This is a genomic window from Flavobacterium gelatinilyticum (assembly GCF_027111295.1).
GTDB lineage: Bacteria > Bacteroidota > Bacteroidia > Flavobacteriales > Flavobacteriaceae > Flavobacterium > Flavobacterium gelatinilyticum.
In genome coordinates, this window is the sequence record NZ_CP114287.1 from 2,661,887 (window position 1) to 2,681,336 (window position 19,450).

The following is a 19,450-nucleotide window of genomic DNA, read 5'->3' on the forward strand; positions in this document are numbered from 1 at the left end:
TTGCAGCGCTAATATACCTTCTCTTTTGAGAAGGTTTTTTTATTCAAAATAACATGGACATGGATACGGGGCAGTTAAGTAATTATGCTGCAAAATTTATCAACATTTTAATCGATTATTCTCCAAAATTAATCTCGGCATTTCTAATTTTATTTGTTGGATTATATGCTATTCGATTAATCAACAGAGTCATTCGAAAAATAATGGTTAAGAGAAATCTTGACCCAACCTTAACAAAATTTCTTGCTGATATTTTGCTATGGGCGCTTCGAATTTTATTATTTGTAACTTTTATTTCAAAACTCGGAATCGAGACTTCTTCGTTTGTTGCCATTTTAGGTGCAATGGGACTTGCTGTTGGTTTATCACTGCAAGGTTCTCTTTCTAACTTTGCAGGAGGAATGCTTATTATCGTTTTTAAACCCTTTAAAGTTGGCGATACGATCGAAGCTCAGGGTGTAATTGCAACGGTTCTGGAAATTCAGATTTTTGTAACTAAGATGCTTACGGGAAATAATCAAACCGTTTTTGTTCCAAATGGTGCTTTATCCAACGGAACGATTATTAATTATTCGATGCAGGGCGAAAGAAGAGCTGATCTGACTTTTTCAATTTCGTACGATTCTGATATTAAAAAAGCAAAGGATATTCTTTTAAGTGTTTTAACAAACAATCCGAAAGTGCTGCAACAGCCGGCACCGGAAGTTTTCGTTAAAAATTTATCAGCAAGTTCTGTTGATTTTGCAGTTCGTCCGTGGGCTAAAAATGCCAATTACGGAGCTGTTTTTTCTGAAACGCTGGAAAATTGCAAAGCCGCTTTGGACGAAGCAGGAATTTCTGTTCAGCCGTTTACACTTCAAAAATAAATTCTAATTATTGTTTTTTTGACGGCGGTGCTATCATAAAATCTTTTAAATAATACGGTTCAAAATAAGCGACATCAACAGTGTCGCTTTTTTGGTATTTATCATAACTGATTTTACTCATTTCGTTTGCCGAAGGGTATTTGATATCTTCCAGAAATACAAAATTTTCTTTTGTCAAAACAGGTTTGCATTTCTCTGCACAATCACCAACAAAGTAGATTTTTTCTGTGAATTCTGAAAACGAATCTTCGGTGATAATTTCAGCCTGAATTTCTCTTTCGGCTTTTAAATCATGATTAAAAATTTCACTGTATACTTCCATTCTGCGGGCATCCAGCATGGGAATAATTTTTCCTTCTGAAACCGAAGCTTTTGAAGCCAGAGTCTGTAAAGTATCAACTGCAATTAATGGAATATTCAAAGCAAAACACAAACCTTTTGCTGCCGAAACCCCAATTCGTAAACCGGTATAAGAACCCGGGCCCTGACTCACGGCAACTGCCGCTAAATCCTGAACAGAAATTCCCGACTCTGCTATCACTTCTTCTATAAAAACATGTAGTTTTTCGGCATGTGAATATCCTTCTTCAGCGATTTCCCTGCATAAAACGGATTCTCCGTTTTTAGCAACTGATACTGAACAATTTTTGGTAGCGGTTTCGATATTGAGAATAAAAGACAAAATATTTTTTTTTAATTATTGTTTATTTCTTCGGAGTTTCTGCTTTTTTAAGCTTTACTTTATCTCCTGAATTTAATTCTTTAGAAACGGTTGTGTAAGGTCCTGTAATCACCACATCACCCGGTTTTAATCCAGACATTACTTCGATATTGGTATCGTCCTGAATTCCGGTTTTAATAATTCTGATTTTAGCTTTGTCACCGGCTTTTACAAAAACGCATTCGAATTTTTTATCGCTTTTTGGTGCTGTTTTTTTCTCATTTGGATCTTCAACTGTAAAATCTTTCACAGCAGCTGTATCTGATTTTACTACTACAGCACTAATAGGCACTGCCAAAACATTGTTTTTTGTGGTGGTAATAATATCAACTGTAGCTGTCATTCCGGGTCTGAAAGGAGAATAAGCCGCTGGTTTTCCTTCTAATAAATCCTGATACGATTCTTTTATAATACGGACTTTAACTTTAAAATTCGTAACCTGATCCGAAGTCAGTGTAGTACTTGCCGAGTTAGAAATACTGGTCACGACACCTTTGAATTTTTTCTTCAAATAGGCATCTACTTCAACATTTGCTTCGTCCCCAATTTTAATTTTTACAATATCATTTTCGTTTACATCAACTTCAACTTCCATATTGTTCAGGTTGGCCACTCTTAAAAGTTCTGTTCCGGCCATTTGCTGCGTTCCTAAAACACGCTCTCCCAATTCAACATTCAGCACTGATATAGTACCGTCTGCCGGAGAATAAATAGTGGTACGTCCTAAATTGTCTCTTGCTTCTGTAACCGATGCTGCCGCGCTCTCTACATTATAATATGCACTTTGTTTGGTTGCTTTGGCTACTTCGTAAGTAGAAACGGCTTTATCCCAGTCTGATCTTGAGATTACGCCTTTGTCGTATAATGTTTTATTACGATCGTAATTGGCTTTTGCTTCTTTAAAACTGGCGTCAGATTGTGTTAAACCAGCTTTTGTACCTGCCAGATTCGCTACAGATCTTTCTAATCCGGAGGTATATAAATCCGGATTTATTTTTACAAGTAAATCTCCTTTTTTAACAACCTGTCCTTCTTTTACATTTAAGGCGATAATTTCGCCCGAAACCATTGAAGAAAGTTTAACCTCAATTTCCGGCTGAATTTTACCTGTTGCCGAAACGGTTTCAACAATAGTTGAAGCTGTTACTTTTGAGGTTTCGACCTCTTTTCCTTCGTCTTTATTTCCTATTACTCCGGATTTAGACAGAACGACTAAAACAACTATAAGAAGTACGGCTCCGGCCAAGAAGTAAATTACTTTTTTTGACATAATTTATTATTTTGTAATAATTGGCACAATTGGAATGCCAAAATAGAATTCAAGTATTTTAATTTTGAACATGTAATCGTATTTCGTTCTGATAACTTCAGACTGTGCGTTTGTCAGCAAAGTTTGCGCCTGGGTAAAATCAAATGAATTCATCAACCCCACATCATACTTTTCTTTAGCATAATTATAAGCCTGCTGCCTTGCTTCTAAAGTAACAGTAGACGCTTCATAGGTATTTAAAGACGCTTTTGCATCTGTAAATGCCGTGTATACGTTACGTTGCAAATCTAAACTTTTTTGCTCTAAATCTATTTTAGATTTCTCTAAACTTACTTTATTTCTTTCAACATTGTTTTTGGTAGAAAAGCCATTAAAAATAGGAACACTTAACTGAAATCCAAAATTATGTCCTTTATTATCACTAAACTGAGTCATAACCGGATCTGGAGATACATAAACAGGCAGTCCTGTAATAGGATCACTTGTTAGTCTGTCACTGTAACTTGCACTGGTACTGAATTGATAAAATCCTCTCAAAGTTGGCTGATAAGCACCTCTCGCAATTGAAACATTTTTCTCTGCAATTTCAAGATTTGTCTGAGCCAGTTTCAATTCGGTTCTTGTCTCTTTGGCTTTATTATAAATATCAACCGGTGTTTGAGCCATGATATTGTTTTCATCTTTCGCATTGATATCATCTACTACGTCAAAATCTGCGAATTCTTTTAATTGCAAAAGCTGCGCAAGGCTCAATTTTGAAATCAATAAATTATTCTCAGAAACAGCAATATTCTGCTTATCTGTAGCTACTGTTGCCTTCAAATCAAACAAATCACCGCGAGGAATCGTTCCCGCATTTACCATTTCTTCAGAACGGGTATATCGCTTTTCATCAATAATCAGCTGTTCTTTTTTAACTTTCAAATCTTCTTTATTTGATAAAATCTGAAGAAAAGCATTTGCCACATTCAGGGAAATATCTTCCTGCATTTTTAACAACTGATATTTTGAAGCTACAATACCAAGCTGTGTTCGTCTATATGTATTCTGATTTTGCAGACCTTTATAAATGTCAACATTTGCATTTACAGCTACAGAAGAGTATTGTGTGGTTTGTGTAGTTGCGATATTGGTAACTGGGTTAACGTTCAAACCAATATTCCATGAATGTGAAGCATTACCATTAACTGTTGGCAGATAACTTCCTAAAGCACCTTTTTTTTCAATAACTGCACTTTTCACATCCAGTTCTGTCAACTTTATTGTGATATTATTTTCTAGTGCATATCTCACACATTCTTCTAATGTCCATTGTTTTGTTTGTGCATGTCCGGCTAATCCAAAACCGAACAGCATAGCAAAAACAAGACCGTTATATTTATTTATTTTCATATATTTTGAATGAAGCGCAGTAAACAAACTACGCAAATTTAACATTTTTAAAACCGAAAACCCCTTTAGAATTTCAAATTACTTTTTCTCTTTTTCATCTATTAAACCCTGATTCCAGATTTTAATTTTGTCTGTGTTTTTAAGACCGCTTTTAACCTGTACATAGATTCCGTCGCTGACACCTAAAACCAGATCTCTTCTTTGAAATTTCTGTGGAGCGTTTTCAACTTCTACATAAGGTTTTTGGGTCTTTTTATCAAACTGAACCAGCGATTCTTTTATTGCCATCACTTTTTCGGCTTTTTCAAGTATAATAGAAGCATTGGCACTTAAACCGGCTCTGATAAATGTTTCATCTCTATTTTGAAGTGAAGCTTTAATTTCAAACTGAATCGCTCCGTTTTCTGTTACTCCTTTTGGTGCAATATCCGTTAAAACAGCCTCGAATTTTTTATTTTCGATAGCTCCAACTGTAATTTCAATTGGCATTTTTTCTTTGATTTTACCTACTTCAGATTCATCAATTTTTCCAATAAAGATCATTCTTCCCACATCTGCAACACTTGCAATTGTAGTTCCTTCGTTAAAATTATTACTTTCAATAACCTGATTTCCTACTTTTACAGGAACAGCCAGGACCATTCCGTTAACAGTCGAACGAATAAGGGTGTTGGCATAATTTCCTAACGAAGATGTTGTTCCGGTTTTTACAATGTCCAGACTTTGTCTGGCTGCCTGATAAGTTTGTTTGGCTTGTTTGTAAGCTACCTGCGCAGCATCAAAATCATTTGCAGAGATAACATCTTTTTCAAAAAGTGTTTTTTGTCTCTGATAAATTTTCTCCTGATTATCAAGAGCGATTTTAGCAGTCTGCACCTGATTTTCGGTACTGCTTACATTCGAAACGTTTGCTACAACTCGAATTTTGGCAATCATATCTCCGGCTTTGATTTTTTCTCCGGCTTTAATGTATACCTGCTCAATAATTCCTGAAATGTTTGGTTTGATTAAGACCTCTTCATCTGGCTGAATATTTCCTGTAGCAATTGTGTTTTTTACGATGGTTTTAATTTCTGTTTTTTCTGTTTTAAAAACAACCGGCGATTCCTGATTCTTTGCATACAAATAGTAAAGTGCGCCAAAAAAAACTACAGCAATTAAAATTAAAATGGTTACGGTAACTCCTTTTTTCATTTTGTTTTGGTTTATTTTTTTGATTGATAATTTTATTCTGTTCGCAAAGCATCTACAGGCTTCACGTTTATTGCAGTTTGTGCCGGAATAAATCCTGCCAGCAAACCGGATCCTACTAATATTATTAAGGCCACAAATACAACTCCTAAATCGACGCTTGGATTGGCAAACATCGTGTCATTTCCCGGCGGCATCGAATCGAGAGCCATATTCAAAAGCGCAATAATTCCGGTTGCGACGGCAATACCCAGCATTCCTGAAACGATAGTTAAAAATATTGATTCAGTTAAAATTTGTCCGCGAATAGCTGCCGGCGTTGCTCCAAGAGCTCTCCTGATTCCTATTTCCTTGGTACGTTCTTTAACTACAATGAGCATAATATTTGAAATACCTATTACTCCCGAAATCAAAACTAATGTTCCTACGAAGTAAGCAATAACTTTCAAAATATTAAACAAACTCTGCACTTTATTGAACTGTTCATACAAATCAAAATTCCCTACCGCTCTTTCGTCATTAGGATGAACCGAATGAAGTGCTCTTATTATTTCCAGAATTTTCGGTTTTAATTCGGTGATCGATTTATCATCTTTTGCCGTGATAGCCATCCAGCCTACTTTATCACCATAATTGAATGCCTGCTGAAAAGTCGTAAAAGGAATAAATATATTTTTTTGTTCCTGTTCTGCATTTCCGCCCTGCTGCTTGGATTTATAAATCCCAACAACCATAAAATTTATACCGTTGATTTTTATATAGGTTCCAATAGCTTCTTCTTCTTTTCCATAAAGTTCACTGATGACTCCTTTACCAATTACAGCAATTTTTCTTTTTTCCTTAATATCCTGCTGATTCATAAATCTTCCTTTTATGATATCCATTGGCTGTTGTTTTATCAGTTCCGGATAATCCCCATAAATAGTAAAAGAAGATGTTTTTGTACCACGTACTACATTGTTGGTGCCGTTAAAATCCCCTAACTGATTTCGGGGCGATACATACAATAAATCAGGCAGTGCCGCTTTTAAAGCAGCAACATCACTGTTTCTAAAATCGTAACGACGTGTTTTAGGCAGTCCTTTATAAGCTTTAGAGGTAGTCTGGCTCCACATAAACATTGTGTTTGTGGCAATTCCGTCAAACCCTTTTTTCACTCCGTTCTCCAGACCATTTCCGGCAGCAAGCAGTATTACTAAAATAAAAATACCCCAAAATACCCCAAATGCGGTTAGAATTGTCCTAAAGACGTTGGCTGTTAAAGCCTGTAAAATTTCATCCCAATTATCTCTGCTAAACATAATTACTCGTCTCTAAGTGCTACAATAGGTTTAATTTTGGCTGCTCTGTAAGCAGGAAAAAATCCTGCTGCCGCTCCGGCAAATACCAGTAAAAACAGTGTTGTTAAGGCTACACTAAAATCTACTTCGGGATTTCTAAAAAACTCACTCTGAACCATCGGCCCAACGAACTCCAATAATAACAGACTTCCCAAAAGACCGACAAATCCGGCAATTGTGGTAATAAAAATAGATTCGTGCAATATCATCGAAATAATAGAAAACGGAGAAGCACCTAATGCTTTACGAATTCCAATTTCTTTTGTTCTTTCTTTTACGATAATAAGCATGATGTTACTTACCCCTACTACACCGGCGATAATAGTACAAATACCCACCCACCAAAAAAACAATCGGATGTATAAATTCAGATCGTAAAACTGTTTGGCATCTTTTACCGAATTATAAGCGTTTACACCGCTTTCATCTTCGGGAGCCACAATATTTTTGCTTTTTAATAAGTCTTTTAAATCTTGTGTAAACTTTTCAGATTGTGCCAGTGCTTCATCGTAATTATCTGTTTTTTTCAGGGTAAAAAACAAATTACTTATTTTATCGCCGCCTCCAAAAGTCTTCTGTACAGTAGACAATGGCAGGTAAGCACGGGTTTCTTCTCTTTCTCCTCCCGGATCTGTAAAAACCCCGATTACTTTAAAACTGATATTGTTAATTAAGATTTCTTCGCCTATTGCCTCTTTATCTTTAAGTAAATCGGTTTTTAATTTCATACCAATAACCGCCACTTTTGCATTACTTTCGAGATCTTTTGCATTCACAAATCGCCCCTTAACAATGGTTAAGTTTTCTATTCCGCCATAATCCGGATCAACGCCACGGTACTGATAACTGCCTGATTCTTTTCCGTAAGCGAATGGCTGTCCCCAATAATTTTGTGTTGATGCCCTAAGGTCTAATTTATCTTCAAACTTCTGAACCGACTGACTGTAATCGCTGTTTCTAAACTGAATTTGTCTTCCTGGATTCAGTCCTTTGTATTCTTTAGTTGTCGTTCCGGACCAGACTTCGATAATTCCTGCCGCATCACGTTCGAATTGTTTTTCGATACCATTCTGAAGTCCTTTCCCGGCCCCCAGTAAAATCACCAAAATAAAAATTCCCGAAGCTACAGAAACCCCTGTCAAAAAGGTTCTGAGTTTGTTTTTTGAAATGGCTTCAAATATTTCCTGCCAGCGTTCGATATTAAACATAAGATGAAGCTCTAACTTGTTCTACCATTTTATCATCGATAATTAATCCGTCTTTCAGGACTACATTTCTTTTGCACATTGCAGCAATATCAGGTTCGTGCGTTACGATCAAAATCGTTTTGCCCTCGTCGTTAATTCCCTGAATCAGTTCCATCACTTCATAAGAAGTTTTGGTATCCAAAGCTCCGGTAGGTTCATCTGCCAGCAGAACCTTTGGGTTCGATGCCAGGGCTCTTGCTATGGCTACACGCTGTTTCTGTCCTCCTGAAAGCTCGCTTGGTAAATGATGAGAGTGTGAACCTAATCCCACTTTCTTCAGATATTTCATCGCGATTTCGTAACGTTCTTTTCTTTTTATTCCCTGATAATACAAAGGCATGGCAACGTTATCCAGCGCTGTTTTATAGTTTATTAAATTAAAAGACTGAAAAACGAAACCTAAAAATTTGTTGCGGTATCTTGAAGCTAAAGTTTCGTTTAATTTTTTAATTGGCGTTTTGTCTAAAATATAACTGCCTGAGTCGGCTTCATCCAGAATTCCTAAAATATTAAGAAGGGTTGATTTACCTGACCCAGATGATCCCATGATCGCTACTAATTCTCCTTCGGCTATATTAAAATTTATTCCTTTTAACACATGCAGCTCTGAACTTCCCATTTTATAGGATTTGTGTAAATCTTTGATTTCGATCATGGTATTGTTAAATTTTAAAACAATGATACTATATTTTATAAGTAATTTATGATAATAAAAAGTTAATAATTTTATTACACCTTTTAAATAAGACGGTGAACAATATCAAATGTTACACTTTTTCCGAATAATTTAATTGTTTTCTTAATTTTGTGTCGTTTTAAAAAATTATTAACTATGAAGTTTTCTTCAACTATTGCTTTATTTGGCCTAATCGCAGTTCTTGCGGGCTGTTCCTCTACTCAAAAATTAGAAACGCTGAAGCCGGAACCGGATGATGCCAGTCCGTTGGTTTATGACGCGAGCCCATCTTTTATTAACTTACCTATCACGGTGAAGCTCAATGACATTCAATCGCAGACGAATGCTCTTTTAAACGGATTAATTTATGAGGACACGAATATTGAAGATGATGATATCGAAATAAAAATCTGGAAACAGGCTCCTATAAAAATTCAAAATGACCCGGCAAATCCGGATAAAAGAATAAAAACAATACTGCCTTTAAAAGCGAACATAAAATACCGGATTGGAACTAAAAAACTGGGCGTTGAACTTTATGACACCAGAGAATTTAATCTAAACGGCGTGATTACTTTATCAAGCGAAACCGCACTGTCAAACTGGAAGTTAAGCACCAAAACCGATTTTAAATCCTTAAACTGGAATGAAAGTCCAACGATGACGGTTTTTGGAAAAAATATGCCGATTACGTATTTGATTAATCCTGCGATTTCTATTTTTAAATCGAAACTGGAAAGTACAATTGATGACGCCATCGAAAAATCAATGGATTTTAAACCGAATGTTTTGGCTGCTCTGGAAAAAATCTGTACGCCGTTTCAAATGAGCGATACCTACGAAAGCTGGCTGCGAATTGTTCCTGTTGAAATTTACTCTACCAATGCCAAGCTGAAAAATGATTCTTTTTTGATGGAAATGGGAATGAAATGCAACATGGAAACGATTGTTGGCAAAAAACCGGAATCGAAATTCAACGCTAATAAAATTGTTTTAAAACCGGTAACCAAAATCCCAAATCAGATTTCTGCCAATATTGCGGCGATTTCAAGTTATGTTGATGCTTCAAAAATAATGACCCAGAATTTTGCCGGTCAGGAATTTGGATCAGGAAGTAAAAAAGTAACGGTAAAAAACGTTTCGATCTGGCACAGAGACGGCAAAATGGTAATTGCCCTTGATGTTTTGGGATCGATAAACGGAACGTTGTATTTAAATGGTTTTCCGCAATACAATCCGCAGACAAAAGAAATTTATTTTGATAAACTGGATTATGTTTTAGATACCAAAAGCAAATTGATGCGAACAGCCAACTGGTTAGCGCAGGGATATATTTTAAGAAAAATGGAAGAAAACTGCCGTTATTCGATACAGCCAAATTTAGAAGAAGGCAAAAAAAGCATGGCAGCGTATCTTAAAAATTATTCGCCAATGCCGGGTGTTTTTGTAAACGGAAAAATGGAAGATATTCAGTTTGATAAAATACAATTGACCAATCAGGCAATTATCGCTTTTATCAAAATAAACGGAACAGTAAATGTCTCGGTAAACGGATTGAAATAATCAAGCTTTTCAATTTTTTATTTAATAATGCAGCAGAAAAAAGACCATCAAATGATGGTCTTTTTAATTTCTGAAAAAACAGCTTTTTAGACTTCTTCATTGACAGCAGTAATATCAATATGGGTAATTATCATATCACCATATTCATAACTGTCTTTGTGAGTCCAAATTATCTCTTTATTTTTAGGTCTCAACGCCCAATACCAGGGAATATGTTCACTAACCTGCACCAAAAGAGAGATACGTTCTGTACTATTTCCTTCGTTTTTCTTTTGCTGCTCTATAGTGGTGAACCTAAAACAAAACATAAAACTGTGTTTTTCATTAATAACACTGCCTGTTTTTATTTCGGGTTTAATTTCCTGAAGTAGATTTTTTAAAGGCCTATTGATAAATAACTGTTCGTTCTCTTTTAGTTTATAAAGATCATTTATGTTTTGTACCATTTGCTGTGCATAAGTATCACTATGAATTAGAAAACAGAATAGTATTGTAAATTTTAAAATATTTTTCATTGATTTGTTTTGATTTTAAATCCTGAATTTCATCGTAATGAAATTCAGGATTCTTGATTTATTTTTTTGTAACAACTTCAATCTTCACAACGGTTAGATTTCCGTACTTTACAGCATCTTCGTTTGTCCAAATAATTTCTTTCCCTTTTGGTCGTTCTTCCCAAGTCCAGTTAAACTGTTCTTTAATTGTAACATACAGTGATACCCGATCTTGAGCTGAACCTTGTCTGAATCTTTGCTGCTCTAACGTAGTGAATCGAAAATTAAAATAACCAGGATAATCATTAATCCCAATAACGGTTTGGATTTGAGGCTTTATTTCTTTTAATAAATCTTTTAAGGGTTTATTGACAAATACTGCTTGATTTTTTTCCAATTTATAAACATCAGCAGTAGTTTGTACTAATTGTTGAGAATACCCTATTTGTACTGCGAATAGTAATGCATAAATTTTCAAAATGATTTTCATATCATTCTTTTAATCTTTTGGCAATATGACTTCAATGTCGATTACAGTGAGATCGCCATATTTATAAGAATCTTGCTGGGTCCAGGCTATTTCGTTTCCAATAGGTCTTTCATTCCAGTTCCATTGAATAAACTGCTTGACATATACTAATAAGGTTACACGATCTGTAATTGAGCCTTCTCTTTTTCTTTGTTGAGTTAAAGTTGTCCATCTAAAACCAAAAACAAAACTTAATTCACTATTGAGTGGATTAGCTGTTTTAATTTCTGGTTTAATTTCGTTTAATAATTTTTTCAATGGTTGATTGATAAATTGTTCTTTGTTTTCTGCCAATTTGTGAACATCGCTTGTTTTGAGTACTAATTGCTGTGAATAACAATTATATTGTAAAAAGTATAAAAACACTAGTGTCAAAAGTTTATATATATTTTTCATTTTTAGATACAAGGAATTGGGTTATACATTTTAGATCCGTTCGGAAGAGTTGTTTGTTTTGTAAGTAGAGGGTAAAAAAGTCCATCACTTTTCTGTTTAAAAAAAGTAACTCCACCATTATATTTATTTACTACGAAAGCCTTTGCTTTTGCTTGTGATTCCATAGTGTATGAATGCATATCATTCCATACACTTAACATTTCACTAATCATAAATCCAGGATACTCTTTATTATCGTCTGGGCCTCTATTTGCCATATATTTTGCAGAAAACTCCTGTGCAGCTGCTAAATCTGTTATGGCTAATGCATACGTTCCGTCTCCTGTAATTGCAAAACAGCTGTCAAAATTACTATTGTTTTTTTTGAGTCGGGCAATTGCATATATGTCTCCACCTGATGGCGGTGTATCATTAGGATGGTTGTGCAGGACTGTAAAAGCTCCGGGCCAATTGGTAGTTACATAAACACTTCTGCCACCGTGTACAATAGGAGCTGCAGTTATCTGCGCATTTGTTATTCCTAAAGTAATGCTGTGTTCGAAGTTATCAATAGCCGCTTTTTTAATATCGTTTATGGCTTTTTTATAAGTTGGGCTTGCTGCTATAGTTGTCAATTCTTTTGCAACTACACAAGGATCTTTTTTATTTGTTGAAGAGTCAGTTGCTGCAACAGTACTTCCAATAATAACAACATCTTCTTCTTTGTTTATGTGAGTATTAAATTCCACAATCCCTAAATCTTTATACAAACTCAAATCTCCTGCAACTTTTTCAAGATTGCCATCTTTACTTTGTTTGGTATCATCGTATTTTGAGGTTTCGGGGTTGTCAAAGGTAATGCTCGTAATGGCTACGGGACAGGTCGGCAGAAGCTCGACAGTCATTCTGGAATAAATATCTACCCCGTTTGAATCCCTTATAGGTTTATCAAAAGTAACAGTACCTACCTTTTCCCCATTAATAATGAGATCTACTACTTTTTTCTCGGTACTGGTATTAGGGTCCCTTAACACCTTAACTTCTTGAGTGTGGGTTTCACCGGGTTTTACTTTTTTGGTTAATTCAACCTTCGATACAGTTTGTTTCTCTTTGTCTGTGCTTGGATCTTGGTTTGCGTTATTGTTTGTCTGCCCACTGGTAGATCCTCCCGAACCAAAGTCGGAATAATTGTCATCAACACCAATATAATTGGGAGGGTCATGATCCCAGTACAGCGAAGGATAATCCCAGGAATCATTATCTCCTGCTCCTGCATAAATATCTACATTGTCGAGGTCATTCATTCCGTCCCAGTTAAAACCACCACCGTCATTTTCATTACCTTGTGCCGTTACTTTACTTCCCAAAAACAGCAACATAAGTAACAGGAAGAAAGTATTTCTTTGTTTAAAAATTTCGCTCATATCTTATTGTTTTATTATCGTTCTCGAATGTAATTTGTCGTTTTCGTGTACCTGTACCACATAAAAGCCTTTTGGCAGATTAGCTGTGTCTACAGTAAACGACTGATTTCCTGCTTCCAGACTTGCAGCAGCTACTTTTTGTGTCTGCCCTGTTGTTACACTTATAAGTTGCAACTGTACTTTTGCCGGCTCTTTTAAATCGAATGCGACATAAAGCTGTTCATTAAATGGTACAGGGAATACTTTTATAAACTCTGTTTTTTGTGCGGCGAGTGCCAAAAACAAGGCTTCATCCTCTGCAGAAACAGCATCGTTTTTGGGTCTTAAAACCAGCGTTATTGGTGTTCCGGGTTCACGCCAATAATCAATATAACTATCAACATCTATAAGTAAATAAGGCGTATTATTGTAGATTTTGGAACTTATATTCATTCCTAAAACTTCGTACGTGAGCCGGTCATTTTTAAAGTCATGCGGATATAACTGATCGAGTTTAAATGTAAAGCCGGATACAATAAGAGTGTTGTTTTTTAGCAGTGCGGTGTTTTCAAAAGTTTTGTTTTCGAAATGTATTCGTGTGCTCAAATCTCCTCGTTTATTTTTACTAAAAACTATTTCTAAAGGCAGAATACGCAATGGCGTTTTTCCGGACCAGTCGTATTCTATAAAGCGGCCTGTCCATTCTCCTAAAATATTTCCAGCATTCAGTTTTTGATCTTCGGCTTCATCTCTTATCAGGCTTTCTCTGCTTTCAGCAATTAATTCAGCCTCAATTTTTTTATCTCCATTGCCTGCTTCGCTAATAGCTTTTTCTGCCAGATTTAAAACCTGATCCCGTTTTTCTGTTTTTACGTTCTGCAAAAAAGCTACGCTGTTTGGTGTATTGTTTCCGTATAGATATTCTAAAGCTTTTTCTGTATCCTGTGGTACACCGTAACCTAAATAATAGCAGACTCCCAGCCAGTGTTTTGCCATGCCGTAATTACTCTTTTTAAACCACTCAACAGCCTTATCATAATCCTGCGTTACACCAAGACCTTTAAGATACATATACCCGAGACCGTAACTGGCACGATCGTGATTTTTATCAGCTGCTTTTGTATACCATTCTACTGCTTTTTTCATGTCTATCGTACAGCCTGTCCCCTTACGATAAAAATTGCCTAAATTACTTTGTCCTGCCGGCTCACCGTTTAGTGCCGACTTTTCGACATAATTAAATCCTATAGATTCGTTCTTCTCTATTCCAAGACCATAACTATACATAAGTCCTATATAGTTTTGAGCACCGCTGTTCCCTGCTTCTGCACAGGGCAATATATCATGGAACAAGGTGCTGTAATCTTTGTAAAACTGTTTGCTGTCTAAAAGCTTTTTTACTTGCTGCATACTCTGTTCACAATTAGACTGAGCTCCTGCTCCCAGTACTGCGAGCAGGAAAACAAGGGTAAATATCCTCTTCATTATTTCATTTTTTGGTTATTAATTAGTTTATTTTTTGTTTTCATTCCACTCAAAACCGTTTGCATTTTTGCTTGCCGCTTCAGTGGTTTTCAGATTATATTCTGTACTTAGTTTTTTAAACTCTTTTTCGAACCTAAATCGCAAGATTCCTAATTTTGGTTTTTGAACTGTTTTATCAAAACTGTAGTATGCTGTTGTCAGTAAATGATTTAAGTGGTATTGGTAGAGCAAGGCATATAGTTTTTCTTTCTGACTTTCGGGCAGACTGCTGTTGTTATTAATAATCGGCTCATATTCTGTTTTTACATTTTGTATGGCTTCATTTTTATAATCGTCTACAGCAAATTCACTGTACTCTTTATAGGTCAGCGAACTATTAATTTTTTGGGCATAATAATTTCGGGCATTATTAATCTTAAAATTGTAAAGCGATCCGGGATCCTGAATGCTGTATGGTGCATCTGCCTGCTTCTTTCTTGTATCTAAATCTTTTAATACTTTGTTTCTCTCTTCTATTATTTTTAATAACTCATTCGTTTTTGCTTCTGTTAAACCGGCTTTCTCTGCGCTTTTATAAAATCGGTCTTTAGCCCCTGTTTCACTTCCATTATTTAGTTCTTTATTGTTTTGAGACTGTAGATTCAATGCAAAAAGCGAGATCATGATGACCGGAAATAGTTGTTTTTTCATGTTTTTATTTTTTGGATAATTATATTATGAACCGCTAATACCATTCGATTTGTCTGGTTTGTGAATTAATTCTAAATATGCGCTCATAACCATTACTTTTTGAACAAAGAGCCACAAACAGTCCGTTATCAGGAATTCTGGAAAATTTTATATGATCTCTTTCTGCTTTTGATTCTTCCAGTTTTTTCCAGCCTTTATCCCACACATAGAGAGTGAACATTTCATTCTCAAATACTTCGAAAGAATTAAAATCGAGTCCCGGTTCTTTTTTAGTTATGTCTCTGGATATGTTATAAGAAAAAGTTCTGCTGTAATCCGGCTTGAGTATCTGTTGTTTTTTACTGCTGTCCAGAAGTACTGGATAGGGAGCGTAATTCATTTTTTTTGAAACATTATTGTACAAACTGGGCAGATACACAATGTTGGTTCCTAAATTCTCATACTCCATGTTATTTTCAGACCTCTTTCCCCAATCGGTAGTATTCCATTTTCCGAGATTAAAAACATTGATAAAGCCAATAGTTTCTTTGTTTTCCGCGGCAAATGGATACATTATTTTTCCCGTGGGAACATACTCTGATGTCACATCTATAAGATTTTTTTCTCTTAAAAATCCAGCAGGTATAAATAAACTGTCTTTTAAAACTGCTAAAGTATTTTGCTGAATAGAATAGGTTTTCCTAAAAACTTTGGCCAGCCGTTTTTCGGTGGCATTGTATGCGTATGGGAGTCCTTGCGGATTACCAAAACAGTTTCCGTTAAACGGAATGTGTTTACCGTTTTCATCAATAATTGTATCCCAAAAATGTCTTTTTGAAGATGCTCCATAAAACGGCGTAAAGTCAAAAGTCACAGCCAGTCCAATTGATCTGCATGCCAGTAAAGTTAAATTTGCCAGGTCGCTGCAATCTCCTTCCCTTCTAAAAAGTAATTGTTGCGGGCTTAGGTAAGGAATGGGATCCGGACGACTCCCTAAAAAACGGAAATTTTTTAATTCTAAAATGGTCTTTGTCGCTGCATCAACCGGTTCGTTCTTATTGGCCGTAAACACTGCCTGAGATACTAATTGCACGTATTCATCACGCCAGTCTTCAAGAGGTTCAGTTAAACTTCTGTAAGGAAGTATATATTCGCAAAATGTTTTAAAATCATACGAACTTGACCACGTATTACTTTTCCAAGCCTTAAAAGCCAGATCAATATTTTTAATTAATAATTCCGGAGTTACAACATCCAGATCTTTTACATCATATAGTTTTGGAGTTAGCTTAATGCTGTCCTGCAATTTTAAAAAAGCATTTATCGCTTCTTCAGGATTTGGGTAATCCAATTCGTTAAAATAAATCTTGTTATTGTCCCTGTCTATCCAGTTATAATTTCTGCCATAATGAATATCCATATTAGAAATTAGAAATTTCGCGGCTTCTTTTTTTTCGGTGTCAAATTGATAATGCTTGTACACAACCCTCTCTAAACGCTCCTTTGACAAATTTGAATGCGAAATCGATTGCGAAAAAACAGCAGAAAAAGACAAGCAAATAGAAAAAACAAAGTACTTAATCATTATTTTATAAGTTTTACTTTACAATCTTATAACAAAAACGTAAGAAAAAAAATAAATAATTGTTAATTTTGCAAAATATTAAAAAATAGATTTTAGACTCTACTAATGAAAATTCACAGAATCATCATTTTTTTAACATTTACATTGGCATTTTTATTTGCTAAATGCGAATGCACTTCACTTCCCTTTTTAAATCAAAAATATATTTATTGGTTAATTGCTGTTATTGGAGGTACTGTACTGTTTCTTTATAAAGAATCAAACACTAAGTTATCTTTAAACATTTTTGATATTCTTATGCTGATTCTGACTTGCATAACATTTTGGAATCTGATTTTTCTATCAAAAGCTGCAGTTTTCAATTTAAAACTATGGTACTTCTTTGGTTATCTGCTTGTTTATGTAATCTTAAGAAGAAGTTTAAACACAGATGAAATAATTCGAAAAAGCCAAAGTTTTCTGCATCATTTTATAGCCGTCACAGCAATTGTAAATGGCAGTATTGCTGTTTTGCAGGAAAATCATCTGCTCTTATCTAAAAATGAACATTTTCTAAGTACCGCGCTTTTTTATTCACCTAATCAGCTGGGGCTTTTTATGGCACTTGGATGCTTAAGTTCAATAGAGCTAATTAAAAAGTACAAAGGCTATATTAAAACCCTATGTATTCTTTGTTTTCTGATTTCTCTCTATGGTTTATATTTATCAAAATGCAGGGGAGCTTGTTTAGGTTTAGGGGCTGCATTATTTTATGATTTTTACAAATCCAAAAATAGTGTTCGCTTTATTAGATGGAAAATTATGGTTCCTCTTTTATTGTTTTTATGTGGATTCTTTTTTCTATTTTTCAATACAGCTGCCCTAAAATCAGAATCAACTTCAGGGAGAGTTTTTATTACAGAGAGAGTTTTAGAAGAAGTTAAAGATAAATTACTAACCGGACATGGTTTTGATTCATTTGCCCTGAAGTACAATACAGCAAAGGCACAATATTTTGAAAGCGAAAGATCGTGGCAGGAGATAAAGAATGCCAGCTATATCTACAATGCTAATAATGATTTTCTAGAATTGACTTTTGAATTTGGATTAATTTGGATCTTCGTTTTTACTTTAATTATTTTCATGTTGTTTTATTTTTCAATTCAAACCTCAGAAATAAAGTCATGCACTACTATGCTTCTTTGTCTCATTATTTTTGCTTTTACAAATAGTGTTTTGTCTGTACCGCTATTTATTGTTTTAGGCTGCTGTTTCTCTGTAATAATCATCAATACAATCAAGAACAAACCTATCTATATATTTAATAATTACAAGTTTACACAAATTCTAAACATAACTTTTGCGATTTCTTTTTTTGCGGTACTGCTTTTTAGGATAAATGCAGAATATAAATTATTGAAACTGTATGAGCAAAAAGTGTCTTTTACCAGTTTTAAAACAATTGAAAACTATATTTCAAAAATAGATGCAAATGGAGAGCAGTTTTTTATGGCTGGAGTAATTCTATTAAAAAACAAACATACTAAGGAAGGAACTTTCTATTTAGAAAAAGGGTTTGAATGTTCAGGCAAGCCAAGTTTAGGCAAAATTCTGGCCGGCATTTACGAAAAACAAAATCAATTTTCGAACGCTGAAAAAATATACATCTATAATATAAATGCAGAACCTTTTAGATTTGAGCCCCGCGTCGATCTATTTCAATTATATGTCAGAACAAATCAAAAAAAGAAAGCAATAGAAACCGCTAAAAAAATAATTGATCTTCCCATTAAGATTCCGTCTGACAAAATTGGCACATTTAAAAAAGAGGCGAGATCCTACATTACTAAACAACAAAAGGCAGAATAATTATTCTGCCTTTTGTTGTTTGGATTTATACATCTTATAGATAAGAAATCCTATAATTGCTACGAGTAAATACGGGATTATCATCAGGAAAACAATTCCGTCGTTTACCGCTTCTGCTTTTTTAACATTAGAATCTCCGGAAAGTGCTGCACGGCACATGGCGCACTGGGCATTTGCCGAAATTCCAATTAGGAAAATACAAATTCCAAGAATTAATCTTTTAATCTTAGAATTTGACTTTTGTATTTTATTTTTAGTATACATAATACGGAGAAATCATTAAGTAAACTACAACTCCCGTTACCGCAACGTATAACCAAAGCGGAAAGGTAATTTTAGCTATTTTTTTATGTCTGTCAAATCTTTGGGCCAATGCTCTTACATAGGTAATTAACACTAGTGGAATAATGGCAATAGACAGCAAAATATGTGTTAATAATATAAAAAAGTAAACATAACGAATGGCTCCTTCACCTCCAAATTTAGTCGAATCTGATGTCATATGATACGCCACATACATAACTAAAAAGGCAACTGACAATGCAATTGCAAAAGTCATTAATCGTTCGTGCAACTTAAGTTTTCCATTTTTTACGGCAATAACTGCCCAGACTAAAACAATTGCCGTAATACCATTTGTAGTAGCGTAAATAGGCGGCAGAAATGAAAGAGGCTCAACGTTGATTCCGAAATCTTTTAATTTGATTCCGAATAAAATTGCCACAACTACCGGTATAACAATCGAAACGGCAATAATAAATTTATTGTATTTTTTTTCTAATGAATGATCTTCCAT

At 34.9% G+C, this 19,450-nt stretch carries 19 protein-coding genes; 3 read left to right on the forward strand and 16 right to left on the reverse strand.

The window, feature by feature from the left end; all coding sequences use genetic code 11:
* Nucleotides 1-53: 53 nt before the first annotated feature.
* The gene (locus OZP11_RS11325; protein WP_281235308.1) at nucleotides 54-866 is read left to right on the forward strand and encodes a mechanosensitive ion channel family protein; all 813 of its coding nucleotides are present in this window, start codon (nucleotides 54-56) and stop codon (nucleotides 864-866) included.
* 7 nt (nucleotides 867-873) lie between these two features.
* Here OZP11_RS11325 and tsaB read toward each other — a convergent pair whose 3' ends face one another.
* The 7 genes from tsaB to OZP11_RS11360 form a co-directional block, all read right to left on the reverse strand.
* On the reverse strand, nucleotides 874-1,548 hold the full coding sequence (gene tsaB, locus OZP11_RS11330; protein WP_281235309.1) for a tRNA (adenosine(37)-N6)-threonylcarbamoyltransferase complex dimerization subunit type 1 TsaB: 675 nt from the start codon (nucleotides 1,546-1,548) through the stop codon (nucleotides 874-876).
* Between the two features lie 22 nt (nucleotides 1,549-1,570).
* A complete protein-coding gene (locus OZP11_RS11335) occupies nucleotides 1,571-2,857 on the reverse strand; it encodes an efflux RND transporter periplasmic adaptor subunit (protein ID WP_281235310.1) in 1,287 nt (428 codons plus the stop codon).
* Nucleotides 2,858-2,863: 6 nt separating this feature from the next.
* On the reverse strand, nucleotides 2,864-4,249 hold the full coding sequence (locus OZP11_RS11340) for a TolC family protein (protein ID WP_281235311.1): 1,386 nt from the start codon (nucleotides 4,247-4,249) through the stop codon (nucleotides 2,864-2,866).
* A 78-nt stretch (nucleotides 4,250-4,327) separates the two neighbouring features.
* Nucleotides 4,328-5,443 (reverse strand): efflux RND transporter periplasmic adaptor subunit, encoded by a 1,116-nt coding sequence (locus OZP11_RS11345; protein WP_281235312.1) that lies wholly within the window; start codon nucleotides 5,441-5,443, stop codon nucleotides 4,328-4,330.
* Nucleotides 5,444-5,475: 32 nt separating this feature from the next.
* Nucleotides 5,476-6,741 carry an ABC transporter permease gene (locus OZP11_RS11350; protein ID WP_281235313.1) on the reverse strand — a complete coding sequence of 422 codons (1,266 nt, stop codon included), beginning with the start codon at nucleotides 6,739-6,741 and terminating at the stop codon, nucleotides 5,476-5,478.
* Between the two features lie 2 nt (nucleotides 6,742-6,743).
* Nucleotides 6,744-7,988 (reverse strand): ABC transporter permease, encoded by a 1,245-nt coding sequence (locus tag OZP11_RS11355; protein ID WP_281235314.1) that lies wholly within the window; start codon nucleotides 7,986-7,988, stop codon nucleotides 6,744-6,746.
* Entirely contained in the window at nucleotides 7,981-8,682 is a 702-nt protein-coding gene (locus OZP11_RS11360) for an ABC transporter ATP-binding protein (RefSeq protein WP_281235315.1), read from the reverse strand. Before OZP11_RS11360 ends, OZP11_RS11355 begins: the two co-directional genes overlap by 8 nt.
* A gap of 177 nt (nucleotides 8,683-8,859) precedes the next feature.
* On the opposite strand from OZP11_RS11360, the gene OZP11_RS11365 reads away from it, so the two are divergent.
* Nucleotides 8,860-10,266 (forward strand): DUF4403 family protein, encoded by a 1,407-nt coding sequence (locus OZP11_RS11365; RefSeq protein WP_281235316.1) that lies wholly within the window; start codon nucleotides 8,860-8,862, stop codon nucleotides 10,264-10,266.
* Between the two features lie 86 nt (nucleotides 10,267-10,352).
* On the opposite strand, the gene OZP11_RS11370 is transcribed toward OZP11_RS11365, so the two are convergent.
* From OZP11_RS11370 to OZP11_RS11400, 7 genes are read right to left on the reverse strand one after another with little or no spacing between them, the layout of a single operon-like run.
* The gene (locus tag OZP11_RS11370; protein ID WP_281235317.1) at nucleotides 10,353-10,781 is read right to left on the reverse strand and encodes a hypothetical protein; all 429 of its coding nucleotides are present in this window, start codon (nucleotides 10,779-10,781) and stop codon (nucleotides 10,353-10,355) included.
* A 58-nt stretch (nucleotides 10,782-10,839) separates the two neighbouring features.
* Entirely contained in the window at nucleotides 10,840-11,250 is a 411-nt protein-coding gene (locus OZP11_RS11375; protein ID WP_281235318.1) for a hypothetical protein, read from the reverse strand.
* A 9-nt stretch (nucleotides 11,251-11,259) separates the two neighbouring features.
* On the reverse strand, nucleotides 11,260-11,685 hold the full coding sequence (locus OZP11_RS11380; RefSeq protein WP_281235319.1) for a hypothetical protein: 426 nt from the start codon (nucleotides 11,683-11,685) through the stop codon (nucleotides 11,260-11,262).
* 2 nt (nucleotides 11,686-11,687) lie between these two features.
* A complete protein-coding gene (locus OZP11_RS11385; RefSeq protein WP_281235320.1) occupies nucleotides 11,688-13,088 on the reverse strand; it encodes a hypothetical protein in 1,401 nt (466 codons plus the stop codon).
* A 3-nt stretch (nucleotides 13,089-13,091) separates the two neighbouring features.
* Nucleotides 13,092-14,552: a T9SS type A sorting domain-containing protein gene (locus tag OZP11_RS11390; protein WP_281235321.1), complete on the reverse strand. Its 1,461-nt coding sequence runs from the start codon at nucleotides 14,550-14,552 to the stop codon at nucleotides 13,092-13,094.
* 27 nt (nucleotides 14,553-14,579) lie between these two features.
* Nucleotides 14,580-15,242, reverse strand: a complete 663-nt coding sequence (locus tag OZP11_RS11395) for a hypothetical protein (protein WP_281235322.1) — start codon at nucleotides 15,240-15,242, stop codon at nucleotides 14,580-14,582.
* A 34-nt stretch (nucleotides 15,243-15,276) separates the two neighbouring features.
* Entirely contained in the window at nucleotides 15,277-16,806 is a 1,530-nt protein-coding gene (locus OZP11_RS11400; RefSeq protein WP_281235323.1) for a transglutaminase-like domain-containing protein, read from the reverse strand.
* 105 nt (nucleotides 16,807-16,911) lie between these two features.
* Between OZP11_RS11400 and OZP11_RS11405 the strand changes: the two genes are divergently transcribed.
* A complete protein-coding gene (locus OZP11_RS11405; protein WP_281235324.1) occupies nucleotides 16,912-18,654 on the forward strand; it encodes an O-antigen ligase family protein in 1,743 nt (580 codons plus the stop codon).
* Here OZP11_RS11405 and OZP11_RS11410 read toward each other — a convergent pair whose 3' ends face one another.
* Together OZP11_RS11410 and OZP11_RS11415 are read right to left on the reverse strand one after the other, a co-directional pair.
* On the reverse strand, nucleotides 18,655-18,918 hold the full coding sequence (locus OZP11_RS11410; RefSeq protein WP_281235325.1) for a hypothetical protein: 264 nt from the start codon (nucleotides 18,916-18,918) through the stop codon (nucleotides 18,655-18,657).
* Entirely contained in the window at nucleotides 18,908-19,450 is a 543-nt protein-coding gene (locus tag OZP11_RS11415) for a DUF420 domain-containing protein (RefSeq protein ID WP_281235326.1), read from the reverse strand. The genes OZP11_RS11410 and OZP11_RS11415 overlap by 11 nt, the downstream gene beginning before the upstream one ends.

What these genes read in the sequence shown, in the direction of transcription:
- OZP11_RS11325 (WP_281235308.1), top strand. Translation starts at nt 54, where the DNA reads ATGGACATGGATACGGGGCAGTTAAGTAATTATGCTGCAAAATTTATC.
- OZP11_RS11335 (WP_281235310.1), bottom strand. Translation starts at nt 2,857, where the DNA reads ATGTCAAAAAAAGTAATTTACTTCTTGGCCGGAGCCGTACTTCTTATA.
- OZP11_RS11340 (WP_281235311.1), bottom strand. Translation starts at nt 4,249, where the DNA reads ATGAAAATAAATAAATATAACGGTCTTGTTTTTGCTATGCTGTTCGGT.
- OZP11_RS11345 (WP_281235312.1), bottom strand. Translation starts at nt 5,443, where the DNA reads ATGAAAAAAGGAGTTACCGTAACCATTTTAATTTTAATTGCTGTAGTT.
- OZP11_RS11350 (WP_281235313.1), bottom strand. Translation starts at nt 6,741, where the DNA reads ATGTTTAGCAGAGATAATTGGGATGAAATTTTACAGGCTTTAACAGCC.
- OZP11_RS11355 (WP_281235314.1), bottom strand. Translation starts at nt 7,988, where the DNA reads ATGTTTAATATCGAACGCTGGCAGGAAATATTTGAAGCCATTTCAAAA.
- OZP11_RS11360 (WP_281235315.1), bottom strand. Translation starts at nt 8,682, where the DNA reads ATGATCGAAATCAAAGATTTACACAAATCCTATAAAATGGGAAGTTCA.
- OZP11_RS11365 (WP_281235316.1), top strand. Translation starts at nt 8,860, where the DNA reads ATGAAGTTTTCTTCAACTATTGCTTTATTTGGCCTAATCGCAGTTCTT.
- OZP11_RS11370 (WP_281235317.1), bottom strand. Translation starts at nt 10,781, where the DNA reads ATGAAAAATATTTTAAAATTTACAATACTATTCTGTTTTCTAATTCAT.
- OZP11_RS11375 (WP_281235318.1), bottom strand. Translation starts at nt 11,250, where the DNA reads ATGAAAATCATTTTGAAAATTTATGCATTACTATTCGCAGTACAAATA.
- OZP11_RS11380 (WP_281235319.1), bottom strand. Translation starts at nt 11,685, where the DNA reads ATGAAAAATATATATAAACTTTTGACACTAGTGTTTTTATACTTTTTA.
- OZP11_RS11385 (WP_281235320.1), bottom strand. Translation starts at nt 13,088, where the DNA reads ATGAGCGAAATTTTTAAACAAAGAAATACTTTCTTCCTGTTACTTATG.
- OZP11_RS11390 (WP_281235321.1), bottom strand. Translation starts at nt 14,552, where the DNA reads ATGAAGAGGATATTTACCCTTGTTTTCCTGCTCGCAGTACTGGGAGCA.
- OZP11_RS11395 (WP_281235322.1), bottom strand. Translation starts at nt 15,242, where the DNA reads ATGAAAAAACAACTATTTCCGGTCATCATGATCTCGCTTTTTGCATTG.
- OZP11_RS11400 (WP_281235323.1), bottom strand. Translation starts at nt 16,806, where the DNA reads ATGATTAAGTACTTTGTTTTTTCTATTTGCTTGTCTTTTTCTGCTGTT.
- OZP11_RS11405 (WP_281235324.1), top strand. Translation starts at nt 16,912, where the DNA reads ATGAAAATTCACAGAATCATCATTTTTTTAACATTTACATTGGCATTT.
- OZP11_RS11410 (WP_281235325.1), bottom strand. Translation starts at nt 18,918, where the DNA reads ATGTATACTAAAAATAAAATACAAAAGTCAAATTCTAAGATTAAAAGA.
- OZP11_RS11415 (WP_281235326.1), bottom strand. Translation starts at nt 19,450, where the DNA reads ATGGAAGATCATTCATTAGAAAAAAAATACAATAAATTTATTATTGCC.